The organism is Vibrio sp. S234-5 (assembly GCF_000960595.1).
Lineage (GTDB): Bacteria > Pseudomonadota > Gammaproteobacteria > Enterobacterales > Vibrionaceae > Vibrio.
Genome location: NZ_JZAM01000208.1, coordinates 39,633 through 58,084, shown reverse-complemented (window position 1 = coordinate 58,084; position 18,452 = coordinate 39,633). Strand labels below are relative to the sequence as shown.

Genomic DNA, 18,452 nt, shown 5'->3' with positions numbered 1-18,452 from the left:
CTCCAGTCGTTCCGTTCTTCCTTTTTACTATAGACACAAATGGCATAAATATCTGGGAGCCAACGCGTTTTCCCACAACAAATTTGCTGCGAGTCAGTTGGCATTTTGTGCGCAATCCGAGCACTAGCAACGGCGCAAGAGAGGATATTCCTCGCACATTTTTCGGCCGGGGATTTCCCTGTCGAAGAGTCTGGCTGAATATGAGCGCAGTTGAGCTATCAGTGGTCTTTATCATGTGGAAAAAAACGCTTCTTTTAGCGGGCGCTTGGGCGATCTGTGCCAGCACCCACGCCATCATTCTCGGAGAAAATGATCCGGACGCCAGTTTTCGAGTGACGATTCGCTCAAGCAACATGGCCGAATTTCCGGTTTGCGGTGGCACTATGGTGTCAGAGCGCTGGGTATTGACGGCGGCGCATTGTGTGGTCATGGGCGAAGGCACCGATCTCGCCAGCTATTTTGTCACCAAACCTCATCAAATCTCGGTCACGGCACGCACGCCGGATCTCAATCTGTCGCAGATAGAGAACTACTTTAATGTCTCTCACGTCGTGGTTCATCCAAGCTATACACGCTTGAGCGAATACAAAAAGGGCAGCGACGGTCTGATGACCTTGGTGAGCACCAGCCTGGATAGTGATGTCGCGTTGCTGTATCTCGAACGGCCCGTGACGGGGGTAGCGTTATCTTCATTGCCGACGATGGAAGAGATGCGCCAAATTGAAACTCGACTCAATAGCCAGTGGGATGATGAATTTGCCACCAACCTGCGACCCAAAAATGTCACCGCATCGGGGTGGGGAGCAACCGTTGCCAACGCATCCACCCCTTCGCCTACACTACAGAAAACGCAGTTAACCTACTTGCCAATCACGAACTGCTATCAGCGCTTAGAACTGGGTAACGACTTACCGGGAATCATTGAAGCGCCAACCAATGTGAGCAAAATCTGCACCATGGCCAATGAAGTGTTGCCTTGGAACCCTGATGAGAGAACGCAATACGGCAACAACGTCTGTAAAGGCGACAGTGGCGGCCCTTTGCTGGATGATGTCACTGGCAAACAGATTGGTATCGTCAGCGGAATTCCACTACTGACACCAACCTGCGCGGCGGTGACCCTGCCAAGCTTTTATACCAAAGTCAGTACCTACTACGATTGGATAGTGAGCTACGTCAATGCCGCGAATCCGCCCACTTCACCGATTTTGCCGCCCGATTTTATCCGCAACTATGCCGCTGACAATGGCAGTGATGCGGGCGCTGACAACGGGGGAGGAGATGATAATGCGTCGGGAGATTGTCACGGAGGCATCTCCACCAACAGCTGTCAATTTACCGGTAAAGCCCAAGGTGGTGGAAGCGTCCACTATCTGTGGGTGTTGAGTCTCTTTGCCGTGCGGATCTTCAGAACAAAACGCTAACTTTTCATCCACTCAGCGAGCCTATTTTGCTCGCTGAGTACTTGTTTACGCCTCGGCTTAAGTTTGGCGAGGCTTGTTACACTCTCGCCGAGAACTTTGCTTGCTATTGAACCTTGTCGCTCTATACTACCCCACTGCGAAAAATTCACTCGCATTATAATGACGTTAAACCCCAGAAGAATTTACCAAGAGCAGTAGCATGCAAGTTTCAGATTTTCACTTCGACTTACCTGACGAACTGATCGCCCGTTATCCTCAACCAGATCGCACGGCCAGTCGTTTACTTCAGCTAAATGGCAACAGTGGCGAGGTAAAAGATGGCACCTTTAAAGACGTGTTGGACTTAGTTCAGCCGGGGGATTTAGTGGTGTTTAACAATACCCGCGTGATCCCGGCGCGGATGTTTGGCCGTAAAGCCTCGGGCGGTAAACTGGAAGTGCTGGTGGAGCGGATGCTTGATGACAAACGTCTGCTGGCGCATGTTCGCTGTTCTAAATCGCCTAAACCGGGCAGCTCCGTCATTCTGGGTGAAAACGACCAGTACAGTGCGGAGATGATCGCGCGTCATGGTGCCTTGTTTGAACTCAAGCTTAACGGCGATAAAACGCTATTAGAGGTGTTGGAAGAGATTGGCCACATGCCCCTTCCTCCCTATATCGACCGCCCAGACGAAGAGGCGGATAAAGAACGCTATCAAACCGTTTATAACCAGAAACCCGGTGCCGTTGCAGCGCCAACGGCTGGATTGCACTTTGACGCGCAATTGCTGGAACAAATGCAAGCCAAAGGTGTCGAACTGGCTTACGTGACTTTGCATGTTGGGGCGGGCACTTTCCAGCCAGTGAAGGTGGACAATATTCACGACCATCACATGCACGCAGAGTATGCGGAAGTGCCGCAAGAGGTGGTGGATGCCATTGCGGCGACCAAAGCACGTGGTGGGCGCATTATCGCGGTAGGCACCACGTCGGTACGTTCTTTGGAAAGTGCCGCGCAAGATGCGCTGAAAAAAGGCGCTGAGCTCGCGCCATTTTTTGCCGATACCGAGATCTTCATCTACCCGGGTTATCAATACCAGTTGGTCGATTGTTTGATCACCAATTTCCACTTGCCAGAGTCGACGCTCATCATGTTAGTGAGCGCGTTCGCGGGTTATGAACATACCATGCGCGCTTATCAGCATGCGGTGGACAACCAATATCGCTTCTTCTCTTATGGTGATGCGATGTTTATTGAAAAGAAGACTTGCTAAGCGCGGCAGAATCGCCGCGTGAACCAATTACGAGTGCTAGCAGAAAGCTAGAGGGGTTACCGCCACGGTAACCGCTTCGCAAGGAGACAGCGACCGCTCTCGTGGGACGTACATCGTCCGTGACTAAACCGTCAGACTGTTTCTCTGACGTTGGAGGCTTCGTGAAATTAAAGTTCGATCTTAAAAAGAAAAATGGCAATGCCCGTCGTGGTCAACTGACCTTTGAACGCGGTACCGTGCAAACGCCAGCGTTCATGCCAGTGGGGACTTACGGTACGGTAAAAGGGATGACACCAGAAGAAGTGAAAGCCACAGGCGCTGAAATTCTCCTCGGCAATACCTTTCACTTGTGGCTGCGTCCGGGTCAAGAAGTAATGAAAATGCACGGTGACTTGCACGATTTCATGAACTGGCAAGGCCCGATTCTGACCGACTCAGGCGGTTTCCAAGTGTTCAGCTTGGGCGACATTCGTAAAATCACCGAAGAGGGCGTGCATTTCCGTAACCCGGTTAACGGCGACAAGATTTTCATGGATGCAGAAAAATCGATGGAGATCCAAAAAGATCTCGGCTCTGACATCGTGATGATTTTCGACGAATGTACCCCGTATCCAGCAACGCATGCGGAAGCGAAAAAGTCGATGGAAATGTCACTGCGCTGGGCTCAGCGCTCGCGTGATCACTTCGATAAGCTCGAAAACCCCAATAACCTGTTTGGCATCGTGCAAGGTGGTGTTTACGAAGACCTGCGTGATGTTTCGGTCAAAGGGCTGACGGAAATCGGCTTTGATGGCTACGCGGTCGGTGGTCTTGCAGTGGGTGAACCCAAAGAGGATATGCATCGCGTGCTTGAGCATACGTGCCCGCAGCTACCGGAAGACAAACCTCGCTACTTGATGGGCGTGGGTAAACCGGAAGACTTGGTGGAAGGCGTTCGCCGCGGGATCGACATGTTTGACTGCGTGATGCCAACGCGAAATGCGCGTAACGGACACCTGTTTGTCACTGGCGGTGTGATCAAGATCCGTAATGCGACACATAAAACCGATACAAGCGCTCTCGATCCACATTGTGACTGTTACACTTGTAAAAATTACTCAAAGTCGTATCTGCACCATTTGGACCGTTGCAACGAAATCCTCGGCGCTCGCTTGAACACTATCCACAATCTACGTTACTACCAACGTTTGATGGAAAGCATTCGTAAGGCGATTGATGAAGATCGCTTCGAGCAGTTTGTGGAAGAGTTCTACGCAAGGCGCAATCGCGAAGTGCCGCCACTTGGTCAACAGGCTTAATTTTGTAAAAGTAAAAAAATGTTGCGCCATCTTGTTTTTATGAGCGACTTCGCTTGAAAATGAGGTGGCGTTACCCAATTTGTTGGATTATCAATAAAAATTAATGAGGATGTTTTAATGTTTATCTCTCAAGCTCACGCTGCGGCAGAAGGTGCACCACAAGGTGGTGGTTTCGAAATGCTGATCATGCTTGGCATGTTTGCCGTTATCTTTTACTTCATGATTTACCGCCCTCAAGCGAAACGTGTTAAAGAGCACAAAAGCTTAATGGCGGCGATGGGTAAGGGAGACGAAGTACTTACAAGTGGTGGTCTGGTGGGTAAAATCACTAAGATCGCAGAAGACAACGATTACATTTCAATTGAGTTGAACACCAACAACGAAGTTGTGATCAAAAAGGACTTCGTTACCGCTGTGCTACCAAAAGGTACGCTTAAATCTTTATAAAACAGCTAGAGGATCCTCGCTGTGCTAAACCGTTACCCATTATGGAAGTATTTGATGGTGATGTTAACCATCGCTATCGCTGCCTTGTATGCACTTCCAAATATCTACGGTGAAGATCCGGCAATTCAAGTTACAGGGGCGCGTGGCGCCTCTGTAGATATGTCAACGCTGGATGCTGTCACCAACGCTCTTACCAAAGAGAACCTTACCCACAAATCGATTGCCCTAGAAAATGGCTCGATTCTTGTCCGTTTCAACGATACCGACACCCAATTGAGTGCTCGCGATGTTGTCAGTGAAGCGCTTGGCAAAGACAAGATTGTCGCGCTTAACTTGGCGCCTTCAACGCCAGATTGGCTGGAATCCATCGGTGCTGCGCCGATGAAGCTTGGCCTTGACCTGCGTGGTGGTGTGCATTTCCTGATGGAAGTGGACATGGACGCCGCGATGGAGAAGCTGGTCGGCCAGCAAGAAGAAGCATTTCGCAGTGAGCTACGCGATGCCAAAATCCGTTACCGTTCTATTCGTCCGACGGGTAAACAAGCGGTTGAAGTGTTGCTGCGTGATGCAGAGCAAGTAGCCGAAGCGAAACAGCTGTTAGTCAAAAACCATCCCGACATGACGTTTGTTGAGTCAGTGGCAGATGGTCGCTATGAGTTGGTTGGTACCTTTACCGAAGCGCGTCTGCAAGAGATCCGCAACTACGCGGTTGAGCAGAACATTACCATCCTACGTAACCGTGTGAACGAGCTCGGTGTGGCAGAACCCTTGGTTCAACGCCAAGGCGCGAGTCGCATTGTGGTTGAACTGCCAGGGGTGCAAGACACTGCCCGTGCGAAAGAAATTTTAGGGGCAACGGCAACACTTGAGTTTCGTGAAGTGGATGACAAAGCTGACCTAGCTGCAGCGGCGAGTGGCCGTGCTCCAGCAGGCAGTGAAATCAAAACGGATCGTAATGGTCGTCCGGTCGTGCTGAAAAAACGGGTGATTCTCGGTGGTGCAAGTATTACCGATGCTAGCTCCAGTACCGATGAATACGGTCGTCCGCAGGTAAATATTTCGCTCGATAGCGAAGGGGGCAATAAAATGTCCGCCTTCTCGAAGAAGAACATCGGCAAGCTGATGGCGACGGTGTTTGCGGAATACAAAGATAGCGGCCGTCGCACGCCGGAAGGCAAAGTGATTCTCACTAAGCATGAAGAGGTGATCAACCAAGCGACCATTCAGTCGGCGTTGGGACGCAACTTCCGCATTACTGGGATCGATTCTGTCTCTGAAGCTCACAACTTGGCGTTGCTATTGCGTGCAGGTGCTTTGATTGCCCCTATCTCAATCGTTGAAGAACGTACCATCGGCCCATCTATGGGCCAGCAGAACATCGACATGGGTATCCAAGCGTGTATCTGGGGTATGGTGGCGGTTATGCTGTTTACCCTGCTTTACTACCGCAAGTTTGGCTTGATTGCCAACGTGGCGCTGATGGCGAACTTGGTACTGATTATCGGTGTCATGTCGATGATTCCGGGGGCGACCATGACCCTGCCAGGCATTGCTGGGATTGTCTTGACGGTTGGTATGGCGGTCGACGCCAACGTTCTGATCTTTGAGCGTATCCGTGAAGAGCTTCGTGAAGGGCGCAATCCGCAGCAAGCGATTCATCAAGGATACGCGAATGCGTTTAGCACCATCGCTGACGCCAACATCACCACACTGATCACGGCGATTATTTTGTTCGCGGTCGGAACCGGGGCGATCAAAGGCTTCGCGGTGACGTTATCTATCGGTATTTTGACGTCCATGTTTACGGCCATCATCGGTACGCGTTGCATTGTCAACCTACTGTATGGCGGCAAACGTATTAATAAACTGTCGATCTAAGGCTGGGAATTGTTATGTTTCAGATTCTAAAAGCAGACAAAGCGATCGACTTTATGCGTTGGTCGAAAGTCGCATTCGCGTTGTCGATTGTGATGATTGGGGCGTCGCTCTTTACCCTCTCTACTAAATGGTTGAACTGGGGATTGGATTTTACCGGCGGTACCTTGATTGAAGTAGGCTTTGAACAGCCTGCCAATCTAGAAGAGATCCGTAGTGCGCTGGAAAGCAAAGGCTTTGCTGATGCGACAGTACAAAACTTCGGTTCAGCGCGTGATGTGATGGTGCGTCTGCGTCCTCGTGAAGATGTTGCGGGTGAGACGCTGGGCAACCAGATCTTAAGTGCGATTAAAGAAGGTACAGGCAAAAACGTTGAGATGCGCCGTATCGAGTTCGTGGGCCCGAACGTGGGTGACGAACTCACCGAAGCGGGCGGTCTGGCGATTTTGGTCTCTTTGCTGTGTATTTTGCTCTATGTCTCGATGCGTTTTGAATGGCGTCTGGCAGCGGGTGCGGTACTGGCATTGGCGCACGACGTAATCATTACGTTGGGTGTTTTCTCCATGATGCAAATCGAAGTGGATCTTACCATTGTTGCCGCTTTGTTGACGGTAGTAGGTTACTCGCTGAACGATACTATTGTGGTATTTGACCGTATTCGTGAGAACTTCCGCAAGATGCGCAAAGGCGAGCCTGCTGATGTAATGGATAACTCGATCACGCAAACATTGAGCCGTACGCTGATTACATCTGGCACGACCTTATTTGTGGTGATTGCGCTGTTTGCACAGGGCGGGGCGATGATCCACGGTTTTGCTACCGCATTGCTACTGGGTATCACCGTTGGTACTTACTCTTCTATTTATGTGGCTTCGGCGCTGGCGCTGAAACTGGGTATTCAGAAAGAGCACCTGATGCCACCGCAAGTGGAAAAAGAAGGTGCAGAGTTCGAAGAACTGCCTTAACCGCTTTACAGCATAAAACGCAAAAGCCGCTGCAAACCACAGCGGCTTTTTTCTATTTTGCCTTTTTTCTATTTTGCGTAGGCCATTTATTTTATTTATGCATTGGCCGTAAATAAAAAAGCCCCAACCTTGCGGAAGGGGCTCATTCAAAAGCAATCAGCGTGACGGGCTATGGATTACTTAAGAATTGCGTCGTTACCATTCTCACGAATGTGTTTCAGCAATGATTTAACGCCGCGTGCACTTGAAGCAACGACGTTACCTGATTTCAGGTATTCTGTACCGCCGGCAAAGTCAGTGATGATCGCACCCGCTTCGCGTGCGATCAGCTCGCCCGCAGCGATGTCCCAAGGTTTGAGACCAAGCTCAAAGTAACCGTCAACACGACCAGCGGCAACGTAACAAAGATCCAGTGCAGCAGAGCCAGCACGGCGGAAGTCTGCGACTTCAACAAACATGGCAGACATGATTTTGAAGTAAGATTCAGAATGTTGCTTCTGTTTGAATGGGAAACCGGTTGCAATAACCGCACCTTGAAGATCTTTTGGCTGTTTTACACGGATACGTGCGTTGTTGAGCTGTGCACCTGAACCACGCTGAGCGGTGAACAATTCGTTTTGCATTGGGTCGTAAACACAAGCCACTTCAGTTTTGCCTTTGATGCGCACGGCGATAGAAACCGCGAAATGAGGAATGCCTTTGACAAAGTTGGTGGTGCCATCCAGTGGGTCAATGATCCATTGTACGTCTTTATCTCTACCATCAATCGTGCCGTTTTCTTCAGCGATGATGCAGTGCTCTGGGTAAGAGTTTTTAATAGTATCGATAATGATCGTTTCTGCTTCTTTGTCTACGTTGGTCACAAAGTCGTTTGTGCCTTTTAGCGTAGATTCAATTTTCTCAACGTTTTCTAGTGATTTAGCAATATGGTTGCCTGCTTTTCGCGCAGCGCGAATAGCAATGTTTAGCATTGGATGCATACGAATTTCCCAACGGATGTTAAAGAACAAATGAAAGCGGCGGCGAGTATACCAGAGAAAAATGAAATGTGAAGTGGCGATTTTTTAAGCGGCGCTCCTTACTTGATGTGATGAGCATCAAGAAAACGCAGCTCTACGCTCTTCGACCAAGTGATTAATTCCCTACATGCCGCCAACAATATAGGGCGATAGAGAAAAATATGCTAACATCCTGCGGTTTTAAATCAGGTACTAAAAACTCGCATGTTAGATCAGGTCAAAGTTGTTCTCGTCGGAACGTCCCACTCAGGTAATATCGGCTCTACCGCTCGCGCAATGAAAGTGATGGGCCTAAGCCAATTGGTTCTCGTACAACCGGAATGCGAAGTGGATGCTCAGGCGATTGCGCTGGCCTCTGGTGCCTCTGATGTGGCCTTGAATGCCCGTATTGTCTCTTCTTTAGAAGAGGCGGTGGGTGACTGCGCTTTAGTCGTGGGTTCTAGTGCTCGCTCGCGTACTTTGGAATGGCCGATGCTTGAGCCAAGAGAGTGCGGTGAGAAGATGATCCAAGAAAGCAAGCAAGGTGCGGTGGCGCTGGTTTTTGGTCGCGAGCGCACTGGCTTGACCAACGAAGAGCTGCAAAAGTGCCACTATCACGTCTGCATTCCAGCCAATCCAGAGTACAGCTCATTAAACCTTGCCATGGCGGTACAAACACTCAGCTATGAAGTGCGTATGGCGTACCTGAATGCTCAGCAAAGTCAGTACGCACCCATTGCCGAAGTGGAATATCCTCGACACAAAGAGTTAGAACTTTTCTATCAACATCTCGAAAAGGTGATGTTGGCAAGTGAGTTCATCAGTCCCGATCAACCTAATCAAGTGATGAACAAAATGCGTCGTCTGTTCAGTCGTGCTCGCCCGGAGGCGCAAGAGCTCAACATTTTGCGCGGCGTGCTGACGGCGATTGAAAAATTGCACCTGAGCAAAAAATAACCCTTAAAAAATAAGGGATGAATACCTGAGTAAAATAGTCAAATAAATACTTGACCGTTTTACTCGGGTATGGAAAAATCTATCCATTGTAAAAGTGTGGATACGGTGTGTTATGAAACTGACCTCTAAGGGAAGATATGCGGTAACAGCAATGCTGGATGTGGCGCTGCATTCGCAAAAAAGTCCTGTTCCTCTGGCTGACATTTCTGAGCGTCAGGGGATTTCGCTCTCTTATCTTGAGCAGCTTTTTTCTAAATTGCGTAAAGCAGGCTTAGTTGCCAGTGTGCGTGGTCCTGGTGGTGGTTACCGCCTAGGCGCTGATGCTTTCTCCATTTCTATTGGTACGGTGATCGCGGCGGTTGATGAGTCGGTTGATGCGACCAAGTGTCAAGGCAAAGGTGACTGCCAAGGCGGCACGCGTTGCCTAACACACACACTATGGCGTGATTTAAGCTCGCGTATTAGTGACTTCTTGAACAACATCACTCTTGGTGAGTTGATGAGCGACAATGAAGTCCTCGAAATTTCTGACCGTCAGGAGATAACCCTAGCGGTAAATCATGGGTTGGCTAACAAAAATACAAGCACCGCGCCCATCGGTGTAAATTTCCGCTCTTAAGCGGTCAGCATGTTTACATTGGAGTGAAGAATGAAACTGCCTATTTATCTAGACTATTCGGCAACGTGCCCCGTTGATCCTCGCGTCGCTGAGAAAATGGTTCAGCACATGACGATGGACGGTATTTTTGGTAACCCGGCGTCACGTTCTCATCGTTACGGTTGGCAGGCGGAAGAAGCGGTCGACACCGCTCGTGAGCAAATTGCCGATCTGCTTAATGCAGACCCACGTGAAATTGTTTTCACTTCGGGTGCAACCGAGTCAGATAACCTGGCAATCAAAGGCGCGGCCCATTTCTATTCAAAGCAAGGCAAGCACATTATTACTTGCAAAACAGAGCACAAAGCGGTGCTCGACACGACTCGCCAACTAGAGCGTGAAGGTTTTGAAGTGACTTACCTTGAGCCTGAAGCGAACGGCATCATCGATCTGAACAAACTCGAAGCCGCGATGCGTGACGACACAGTTCTCGTCTCCATCATGCACGTCAACAATGAAATTGGCGTGATTCAAGACATCGCTGCGATTGGTGAATTGTGCCGTGCGCGCAAGATCATTTTCCACGTGGATGCTGCGCAATCTGCCGGTAAAGTGCCGATTGACGTTCAAGCGATGAAAGTGGACTTGATTTCACTCTCAGCACACAAGATTTATGGTCCGAAAGGTATCGGCGCACTCTACATACGCCGTAAACCACGTATTCGTCTTGAGTCACAAATGCATGGCGGCGGTCATGAGCGCGGTTTCCGCTCTGGCACTCTGGCTACTCACCAAATCGTTGGCATGGGTGAAGCGTTCCGTATCGCCAAAGAAGAGATGCAAAAAGATTACGACCATGCATTGGCATTGCGTAACCGTCTGCTTGATGGCGTTAAAGACATGGAAGCGGTCACGGTCAACGGCGATCTTGATCTGCGCGTCCCACATAACCTTAACGTCAGTTTCGCTTTCGTTGAAGGCGAGTCTCTACTGATGTCGCTAAAAGATCTCGCGGTTTCATCAGGCAGTGCGTGTACTTCAGCCAGCCTTGAGCCATCTTACGTGCTGCGTGCACTTGGCTTGAATGACGAACTGGCTCACAGCTCGATTCGTTTCTCCTTTGGTCGTTTTACCACCGAAGAAGAGATTGACTACGTTATTGAACAGATCCGTGTAGCCGTAAACAAGCTACGCGACATGTCTCCTCTATGGGATATGTACAAAGATGGGGTTGACTTGAACACGGTTGAGTGGGCGCACCACTAAGCACAAGTTAATCCAGAGCAATTTATAGAGGATTCGAGGGAAATATCATGGCATACAGCGAAAAAGTAATTGATCACTACGAGAACCCACGTAACGTTGGTTCGTTTGACAAAGACGACCCGTCTATCGGTAGTGGTATGGTTGGCGCACCCGCTTGTGGTGACGTAATGAAACTGCAGATCAAAGTGACGCCAGAAGGCATCATCGAAGACGCGAAGTTTAAAACCTACGGTTGTGGCAGTGCGATCGCATCCAGCTCACTGGTTACTGAGTGGGTGAAAGGCAAGAGCATTGAAGAAGCGGCGTCGATCAAAAACTCTGAGATAGCCGAAGAGTTAGAGTTGCCACCAGTGAAAGTGCACTGCTCTATTCTCGCCGAAGACGCGATTAAAGCCGCAGTTGCGGATTACAAGAAAAAACACCAACTTTAAGCCACTCTTTACAGCTATAATGGGAGCCTTTTCGCTCCCATTAGAATCGTCAACACATTAACTAAGGTGCAGTATGGCCGTTACACTAACAGAAAGCGCAGCAAGTCGAGTAAGAGCATTCCTTGATAACCGTGGTAAAGGGATTGGTTTGCGTCTGGGAGTGAAAACCACTGGCTGTTCAGGTATGGCGTATGTGCTGGAATTTGTTGATGAACTGAATGAAGAAGACGAAGTATTCGAACATTCAGGCGTGAAAGTGATTATCGACAAAAAGAGTTTGGTGTATCTCGACGGCACCCAGCTTGACTATGTCAAAGAAGGGTTGAACGAAGGTTTTGAGTTCAATAACCCGAATGTGAAAAGTGAATGTGGTTGTGGTGAAAGCTTCAACGTCTAACGACTGAAGTTCTGGGCCTGATGGCTCAGAACGTTTAATCAAGGGCCAGAACTCGATGAATCACTTTGAACTATTTGGGCTACCAACTCAGTATCAGCTGGATGGTAGCCTTCTTTCTTCTCAGTTCCGGGAATTGCAAAAGCGTTTCCATCCGGATAACTTTGCCACCGCTTCTGAGCGGGATCGCTTGCTGGCGGTGCAAAAAGCGGCACAAATCAACGACGCTTACCAAGTTTTGAAACATCCCATTTCTCGCGCGGAATATTTATTGGCGCAAAATGGGGTGGAAATTCGTGGTGAGCAACAAACTTTACAAGACCCGATGTTCCTCATGGAGCAGATGGAGCTGAGAGAAGAGCTCGAAGCGATCCCAAGCGCTTCAGACGCACAAGATGTATTGGCGGAATTTGATGCTCGAGTGAGCAAAATGTATAAGCAGCATCTGAGTGCGATAGAGCAAGAGCTTAACGATACTCTGTGGCAGCAAGCCGCAGATCGTGTTCGTAAGCTGAAATTTATTGCCAAATTAAAGAACGAAATCGAACTAGTGGAAGAGAAGCTCTTCGGCTAGTTGAAAAACAAGGATCCATCATGGCATTACTTCAAATCGCAGAACCGGGTCAGAGCTCGGCACCTCATGAGCACAAGCTCGCGGCTGGTATTGATCTCGGCACAACCAATTCACTGGTTGCTTCGGTACGAAGTGGTGAGGCCACCACATTAAAAGATGAGCAAGGGCGAAGCCTGTTGCCTTCGGTTGTGAATTACGCCGGTGAAACGCTTTTGGTCGGATATGAGGCAAAAGCCCAAGCGGAAATTCAACCAGAAGAGACGGTCATCTCCGTTAAACGTCTGCTTGGCCGCTCATTGCAAGACATTCAGGCGCGCTATCCTTCTTTGCCTTATCAGTTCAAGAGCAGTGAGAATGGTTTGCCAGTGCTGTGCACTCAGCAAGGCGATAAAAACCCGATTGAAGTGTCGGCAGACATTCTCAAAGTACTGGCAAAACGCGCGGAAGAGACACTCGGTGGCGAACTCGCTGGTGTGGTGATTACCGTTCCTGCTTATTTTGATGATGCGCAGCGTGCTGGCACGAAAGATGCCGCCAAGCTTGCTGGTTTACACGTGTTGCGTCTGCTCAATGAACCGACGGCGGCGGCGATTGCGTATGGGCTAGATTCTGGTCAGGAAGGCGTGATTGCCGTCTACGATTTGGGCGGCGGTACTTTTGATATCTCCATTTTACGTCTTTCGAAAGGGGTGTTTGAGGTATTGGCAACGGGGGGGGATTCCGCACTCGGCGGCGATGACTTTGACCATCTGCTAGCAGATTATCTCAAAGAGAAAGCAGGGCTGGTTTCCCCGCTCTCTGCTGAGCAAAATCGGGTTCTGCTCAATATTGCCACGGCAACCAAAATCGCTTTTTCTGAAAAAGAAAGTGTTGAGGTTGATGTCTTTGGCTGGAAGGGTGAGGTCACCCGTGAGCAGTTTGAAGATCTCATTCGTCCGTTAGTGAAAAAAACCTTGATGTCCTGTCGCCGCGCGCTGAAAGATGCTGATGTTGAAACGGACGAAGTGTTGCAAGTGGTGATGGTTGGCGGCTCAACTCGCACCTTATTGGTGCGTGAGATGGTCGGCGAATTTTTCGGACGTACACCACTGACTAACATTAATCCAGACGAAGTCGTGGCAATTGGTGCGGGTATTCAGGCTGACATTTTGGCTGGTAACAAGCCGGATTCAGAGATGCTATTGCTGGATGTGATCCCGCTCTCACTCGGCATTGAAACCATAGGTGGTTTGGTGGAGAAAATTATCCCGCGCAATACCACTATTCCTGTCGCGCGCGCTCAGGAGTTCACCACGTTTAAAGATGGTCAAACCGCAATGAGCGTGCACGTGGTGCAAGGTGAGCGCGAAATGGTCGGCGATTGCCGCTCGCTGGCTCGCTTCTCGCTTAAAGGCATTCCGCCTATGACGGCAGGGGCTGCACATATTCGCGTGACTTATCAAGTGGATGCCGACGGTCTTCTATCAGTAACCGCCATGGAAAAGAGCACTGGAGTTCAGTCTGAAATCCAAGTCAAGCCGTCTTATGGCCTGAGCGATAATGAAGTGGCCAACATGTTGCGTGACTCGATGACCTACGCCAAAGAAGACATGCAAGCGCGTGCGCTGGCTGAGCAACGAGTCGAAGCTGACCGCGTGATTGAAGGGCTGATTTCTGCGCTGCAAGCGGATGGCGATGCGCTGCTTAGCGAAGAAGAAAAACAGGCGCTAATGCAAGCGATTGAATCTTTGATTGCGCTGCGTAACGGCGATGATGCCACTGCGATCGAGCAGGGAATTAAAGATACCGATAAAGCGAGCCAAGATTTTGCATCGCGTCGCATGGATAAATCGATCCGTGCCGCTCTGGCTGGCCAGTCAATCGACACTATTTAAGAGATAAAAAGTATGCCTAAGATTATTGTACTGCCTCATGAAGATCTATGCCCTGAAGGCGCGGTGTTAGAAGCCCAAGCAGGTGAGACTGTGCTGGATGTGGCACTGAAAAACGGGATTGCGATTGAACACGCGTGTGAGAAATCTTGCGCCTGTACAACCTGTCACGTGATTATCCGTGAAGGCTTTGACTCTCTTGATGAAAGTGACGAATTAGAAGACGACATGCTCGATAAAGCTTGGGGGCTTGAGCCGGAATCTCGCCTTGGCTGCCAAGCGAAGATCGCTGATGAAGATCTGGTGGTTGAGATCCCGAAATATACGCTTAACCACGCATCGGAAGATCACTAATTATTGCCATACAAAGGCTGCTTGGCTAAATGCACTGAGGAAAAGTTATGAAATGGACAGATTCGCGAGACATCGCTATCGAACTGTGTGAAAAGTTCCCAAATACGGATCCTAAGACGGTTCGCTTTACCGACTTGCATCAGTGGATCCTAGAATTGGACGATTTTGACGATGAACCAAACCGTTCCAATGAAAAAATCCTCGAAGCGGTTATCTTGTGCTGGCTGGATGAGTGGCAATAAAACCCAGCTCAGTTAACAATTTTTATTAAAAAATACGGACCTTATGGTCCGTTTTTTTATCAAGTTGACATTTCTGCCCTACATAATGCTAACATCCGTGGGTTATTAAAAAAGAAAGGCGTAGGTAACGCCGTTATAAGGCAAGGAGAAACCATGTCTACACAGATGTCTGTATATTTAAGCCAGGAGGCTGCAGCTCCACAGTGGGGTGAAAAAGCACTGGTCTCGTTCAATGACAACGGGGCGACCATTCACCTCGGAGAAAAGACCGACTTGGTGAAAATCCAACGTGCGGCACGTAAATTCGATGGACAAGGCGTAAAAGCGGTGATGCTCGTGGGCGACGGGTGGAACCTTGATGCCGTTTGGGCATTTTATCAGGGCTATCGCAGTCCAAAGAAACAAAATCAGTTGGAATGGGTTGCGCTCGAAGAAAAAGCGCAAGCGGAATTAGACGCTCGCATTAAAGCAACCGAGTTTACGCGCGATATCATTAACAAGCCGGCAGAAGAAGTCGCGCCACGTCAATTGGCCACCATGGCGGCGGAGTTTATCCGTTCAGTGGCACCAGAAGGCACCGTCACCGCTCGCATCGTCAAAGATAAAGATTTGCTGGCTGAAGGTTGGGAAGGGATTTACGCGGTGGGTCGCGGTTCTGAGCGCACCTCGGCGATGCTACAACTCGACTACAACCCAACCGGTGATGAAAACGCGCCTGTCTGGGCCTGTTTGGTCGGCAAAGGCATCACGTTTGACTCTGGCGGTTACAGCATCAAGCCATCCAACTTTATGGATGCGATGAAAGCGGACATGGGCGGCTCCGGCACTATCACTGGCGGTTTAGGCTTAGCGATCATGCGTGGTCTGAATAAGCGCGTGAAGTTAATATTGTGCTGCGCAGAAAACATGATCTCCGGCCGTGCGCTGAAACTGGGCGATATTATCACCTACAAAAACGGCAAAACGGTTGAAATCATGAACACCGACGCAGAAGGGCGTCTGGTTTTGGCCGACGGTCTGATCTACGCCTGTGAACACAATCCTGAGTTGATCATCGATTGTGCGACACTAACTGGTGCGGCAAAAAATGCACTGGGTAATGACTACCACGCACTTCTGACTTTTGATCAAGCCCTAGCACAACAAGCGCTAGCGGCCGCAGATGAAGAGAAAGAAGGCTTGTGGCCTCTGCCGCTGGCGGAGTTTCATCGTGAAATGTTGCCTTCAAACTTTGCCGACCTGTCGAACATCAGTGGTGGTGATTATTCACCGGGCGCGAGCACCGCAGCGGCGTTTCTTTCTTACTTTGTGGAAGACTACCAAAAAGGTTGGCTGCATTTTGACTGCTCTGGCACGTACCGTAAGTCTGCCAGCGACAAGTGGTCAGCGGGAGCAACCGGCATGGGGGTTTGTACCTTAGCGCGTATTCTCACTGAACAAGCGAGCAAATAAATTCACTAAGGCGGCCGTTTTCGGCTGCTTACTATAACAACGAATGAAGTAAAAGGACTCCTTATGGCTCTAGAGAGAACATTTTCTATTATCAAGCCCGACGCTGTAGAACGTAACCTGATCGGCGAGATTTACCATCGTATCGAGAAAGCGGGTCTGCGTATTATTGCCGCTAAAATGGTGCAACTGAACGACGAACAGGCCAGTGGCTTTTATGCGGAACACGAAGGTAAAGCGTTTTTCCAACCACTCAAAGAGTTTATGACCTCGGGTCCTATTATGGTGCAAGTGTTGGAAGGCGAAAACGCCATCGCTCGTTACCGTGAACTGATGGGAAAAACCAATCCAGAAGAAGCGGCGTGTGGCACGATTCGTGCGGACTATGCGCTGAGCATGCGTCACAACTCAGTGCACGGCAGTGATAGCCCAGCATCGGCTGAGCGTGAAATCGCCTTCTTTTTCCCTGAGTCAGAAATCTGTCCTCGTTAATCGTTTGAGCAGAGCAAACCCAGCCGTAAACGCTGGGTTTTTTGTTTTCTGTGTACTTGTTTTCGCCATTGAGCAAGGTTCTCAAGCAGACGTTAAATTCGGTTAAAAAATAATCGCAGAGGATTTAATCTCTTAGCAAATCCGGGGTTTTACAACCCTTGTTGTCACTGCGTAAAGCCTGTACAATTCGCGCCCTTAATCTTGTTCAGTCATTGAGAGGCAACATGAGCACTGGGAAAATTAATCTACTCGACTTTGATCGCCAAGGCATGCGTGAGCTTTTCGCCCAAGAGTTAGGCGAGAAAGCATTTCGTGCCGATCAGGTTATGAAGTGGATCTACCATTTCGGTGTGGATGACTTCGATAACATGACCAACATCAATAAGAACTTGCGAGAAAAGCTTAAGCAGAAATGTGAAATTGTCGCTCCGGTGGTCTCTGAAGCTCAGCACTCATCGGATGGCACCATCAAGTGGGCAATGCGCGTTGGTGATCAAGATGTTGAAACCGTCTACATTCCTGAAGAAGATCGCGCGACCTTGTGTGTCTCTTCTCAGGTGGGGTGTGCGCTGGAATGTAAATTCTGCTCAACGGCACAGCAAGGTTTTAACCGTAACCTCAAAGTATCGGAAATCATCGGTCAAGTATGGCGTGCCGCGCGTGAAATCGGTCTGGAAAAAGAGACGGGTCGACGTCCAATCACTAACGTGGTGATGATGGGGATGGGTGAGCCACTGCTTAATATGAAAAACCTGATCCCGGCACTGGAAATTATGCTCGATGATCTCGGTTTTGGTCTGTCGAAGCGTCGTGTGACTGTTTCTACCTCTGGCGTGGTCTCTGGCTTGGATCAGATGACGGGCAAAATCGACGTGGCTCTTGCTATCTCTTTGCATGCGCCGAACGACAAACTGCGTAGCGAAATTATGCCGATTAACGACCGTTGGGACATTCAAGACTTCCTAGCATCCGTGCGTCGTTACATCGCGTCATCGAATGCCAATCGCGGCAAAGTGACGGTGGAATACGTTCTACTGGATCACGTTAATGACGGAACCGAGCACGCGCATGAGTTGGCGCAGTTGATGAAAGACACCCCTTGTAAGATCAACTTGATCCCATTCAACCCGTACCCAGGTTCGCCATATAAAAAACCAAGCAACTCGCGTATTGACCGCTTTCAAAAAACCTTGATGCAATACGAGCACACCGTCACTATCCGTAAAACTCGTGGGGATGATATCGATGCTGCGTGTGGCCAATTGGTCGGTGATGTGATTGATCGAACCAAACGTACTGCGGTGCTCAAAGCGGCTAAAGGGGAAACCATCGAAGTTCGCGCGCTGTAACCGTCTCCTATCTAAGTCAGCCAGAGCCATGCTCTGGCTGTTTTATTTCAATCTTCGGGCACTTTTTGTCCACCATTTCTTGCCATTTCCAGCGTTATTGGACGATAGTTCGAATTTCTTGTGTCAAGTTTTGGACAAAAGCTTGAGCTGAGGGTAAATTTCTCAGCAAAGAGTTTTTGTCAATTCAAGACATTGGCTTATCATGAGTAAAGCATG

The 18,452-nt window shown here is 49.4% G+C and carries 19 protein-coding genes; 18 read left to right on the top strand and 1 reads right to left on the bottom strand.

Features of this window, described 5'->3' with window-relative positions; genetic code table 11:
- Nucleotides 1–221: 221 nt before the first annotated feature.
- The 6 genes from UF06_RS11610 (at nucleotide 222) to secF (ending at nucleotide 7,261) form a co-directional block, all read left to right on the top strand.
- Complete coding sequence (locus tag UF06_RS11610) at nucleotides 222–1,424, top strand: serine protease (protein WP_045570616.1); 1,203 nt, start codon at nucleotides 222–224, stop codon at nucleotides 1,422–1,424.
- Between the two features lie 199 nt (nucleotides 1,425–1,623).
- Complete coding sequence (queA, locus tag UF06_RS11605; protein ID WP_045570603.1) at nucleotides 1,624–2,676, top strand: tRNA preQ1(34) S-adenosylmethionine ribosyltransferase-isomerase QueA; 1,053 nt, start codon at nucleotides 1,624–1,626, stop codon at nucleotides 2,674–2,676.
- A gap of 161 nt (nucleotides 2,677–2,837) precedes the next feature.
- On the top strand, nucleotides 2,838–3,974 hold the full coding sequence (gene tgt / locus UF06_RS11600) for a tRNA guanosine(34) transglycosylase Tgt (protein WP_045570602.1): 1,137 nt from the start codon (nucleotides 2,838–2,840) through the stop codon (nucleotides 3,972–3,974).
- A gap of 117 nt (nucleotides 3,975–4,091) precedes the next feature.
- Nucleotides 4,092–4,421, top strand: coding sequence for a preprotein translocase subunit YajC (yajC, locus tag UF06_RS11595; protein WP_039424269.1), 330 nt, complete (start codon nucleotides 4,092–4,094; stop codon nucleotides 4,419–4,421).
- 21 nt (nucleotides 4,422–4,442) lie between these two features.
- Nucleotides 4,443–6,299, top strand: a complete 1,857-nt coding sequence (secD, locus tag UF06_RS11590; RefSeq protein WP_082069688.1) for a protein translocase subunit SecD — start codon at nucleotides 4,443–4,445, stop codon at nucleotides 6,297–6,299.
- 14 nt (nucleotides 6,300–6,313) lie between these two features.
- A complete protein-coding gene (secF, locus tag UF06_RS11585) occupies nucleotides 6,314–7,261 on the top strand; it encodes a protein translocase subunit SecF (protein WP_045570600.1) in 948 nt (315 codons plus the stop codon).
- Nucleotides 7,262–7,437: 176 nt separating this feature from the next.
- Here the strand turns inward: secF and suhB are convergent, their stop codons facing one another.
- Nucleotides 7,438–8,241 carry an inositol-1-monophosphatase gene (gene suhB, locus UF06_RS11580; protein ID WP_045570599.1) on the bottom strand — a complete coding sequence of 268 codons (804 nt, stop codon included), beginning with the start codon at nucleotides 8,239–8,241 and terminating at the stop codon, nucleotides 7,438–7,440.
- Between the two features lie 243 nt (nucleotides 8,242–8,484).
- Between suhB and trmJ the strand changes: the two genes are divergently transcribed.
- The 12 genes from trmJ to UF06_RS11520 all read left to right on the top strand — a co-directional run bounded on the left by trmJ (nucleotide 8,485) and on the right by UF06_RS11520 (nucleotide 18,236).
- Nucleotides 8,485–9,216 carry a tRNA (cytosine(32)/uridine(32)-2'-O)-methyltransferase TrmJ gene (gene trmJ / locus UF06_RS11575; protein ID WP_045570598.1) on the top strand — a complete coding sequence of 244 codons (732 nt, stop codon included), beginning with the start codon at nucleotides 8,485–8,487 and terminating at the stop codon, nucleotides 9,214–9,216.
- A 112-nt stretch (nucleotides 9,217–9,328) separates the two neighbouring features.
- Entirely contained in the window at nucleotides 9,329–9,835 is a 507-nt protein-coding gene (gene iscR, locus UF06_RS11570) for a Fe-S cluster assembly transcriptional regulator IscR (protein WP_045570597.1), read from the top strand.
- 30 nt (nucleotides 9,836–9,865) lie between these two features.
- A complete protein-coding gene (locus UF06_RS11565; RefSeq protein WP_045570596.1) occupies nucleotides 9,866–11,080 on the top strand; it encodes an IscS subfamily cysteine desulfurase in 1,215 nt (404 codons plus the stop codon).
- 47 nt (nucleotides 11,081–11,127) lie between these two features.
- Nucleotides 11,128–11,511 carry a Fe-S cluster assembly scaffold IscU gene (gene iscU / locus UF06_RS11560; RefSeq protein WP_039424283.1) on the top strand — a complete coding sequence of 128 codons (384 nt, stop codon included), beginning with the start codon at nucleotides 11,128–11,130 and terminating at the stop codon, nucleotides 11,509–11,511.
- Nucleotides 11,512–11,584: 73 nt separating this feature from the next.
- The gene (iscA, locus tag UF06_RS11555; protein ID WP_045570595.1) at nucleotides 11,585–11,908 is read left to right on the top strand and encodes an iron-sulfur cluster assembly protein IscA; all 324 of its coding nucleotides are present in this window, start codon (nucleotides 11,585–11,587) and stop codon (nucleotides 11,906–11,908) included.
- Nucleotides 11,909–11,963: 55 nt separating this feature from the next.
- Nucleotides 11,964–12,479: a co-chaperone HscB gene (hscB, locus tag UF06_RS11550; protein WP_045570594.1), complete on the top strand. Its 516-nt coding sequence runs from the start codon at nucleotides 11,964–11,966 to the stop codon at nucleotides 12,477–12,479.
- 20 nt (nucleotides 12,480–12,499) lie between these two features.
- A complete protein-coding gene (hscA, locus tag UF06_RS11545; protein ID WP_045570593.1) occupies nucleotides 12,500–14,353 on the top strand; it encodes a Fe-S protein assembly chaperone HscA in 1,854 nt (617 codons plus the stop codon).
- A gap of 12 nt (nucleotides 14,354–14,365) precedes the next feature.
- Nucleotides 14,366–14,704 carry an ISC system 2Fe-2S type ferredoxin gene (gene fdx / locus UF06_RS11540; protein WP_039424290.1) on the top strand — a complete coding sequence of 113 codons (339 nt, stop codon included), beginning with the start codon at nucleotides 14,366–14,368 and terminating at the stop codon, nucleotides 14,702–14,704.
- A gap of 47 nt (nucleotides 14,705–14,751) precedes the next feature.
- Nucleotides 14,752–14,946, top strand: a complete 195-nt coding sequence (iscX, locus tag UF06_RS11535) for a Fe-S cluster assembly protein IscX (RefSeq protein WP_045570592.1) — start codon at nucleotides 14,752–14,754, stop codon at nucleotides 14,944–14,946.
- A gap of 153 nt (nucleotides 14,947–15,099) precedes the next feature.
- Complete coding sequence (pepB, locus tag UF06_RS11530) at nucleotides 15,100–16,398, top strand: aminopeptidase PepB (protein ID WP_045570591.1); 1,299 nt, start codon at nucleotides 15,100–15,102, stop codon at nucleotides 16,396–16,398.
- 63 nt (nucleotides 16,399–16,461) lie between these two features.
- On the top strand, nucleotides 16,462–16,887 hold the full coding sequence (gene ndk, locus UF06_RS11525) for a nucleoside-diphosphate kinase (RefSeq protein ID WP_039424295.1): 426 nt from the start codon (nucleotides 16,462–16,464) through the stop codon (nucleotides 16,885–16,887).
- Nucleotides 16,888–17,111: 224 nt separating this feature from the next.
- Nucleotides 17,112–18,236 (top strand): bifunctional tRNA (adenosine(37)-C2)-methyltransferase TrmG/ribosomal RNA large subunit methyltransferase RlmN, encoded by a 1,125-nt coding sequence (locus tag UF06_RS11520; RefSeq protein WP_039424297.1) that lies wholly within the window; start codon nucleotides 17,112–17,114, stop codon nucleotides 18,234–18,236.
- The last annotated feature ends 216 nt before the right edge of the window (nucleotides 18,237–18,452 follow it).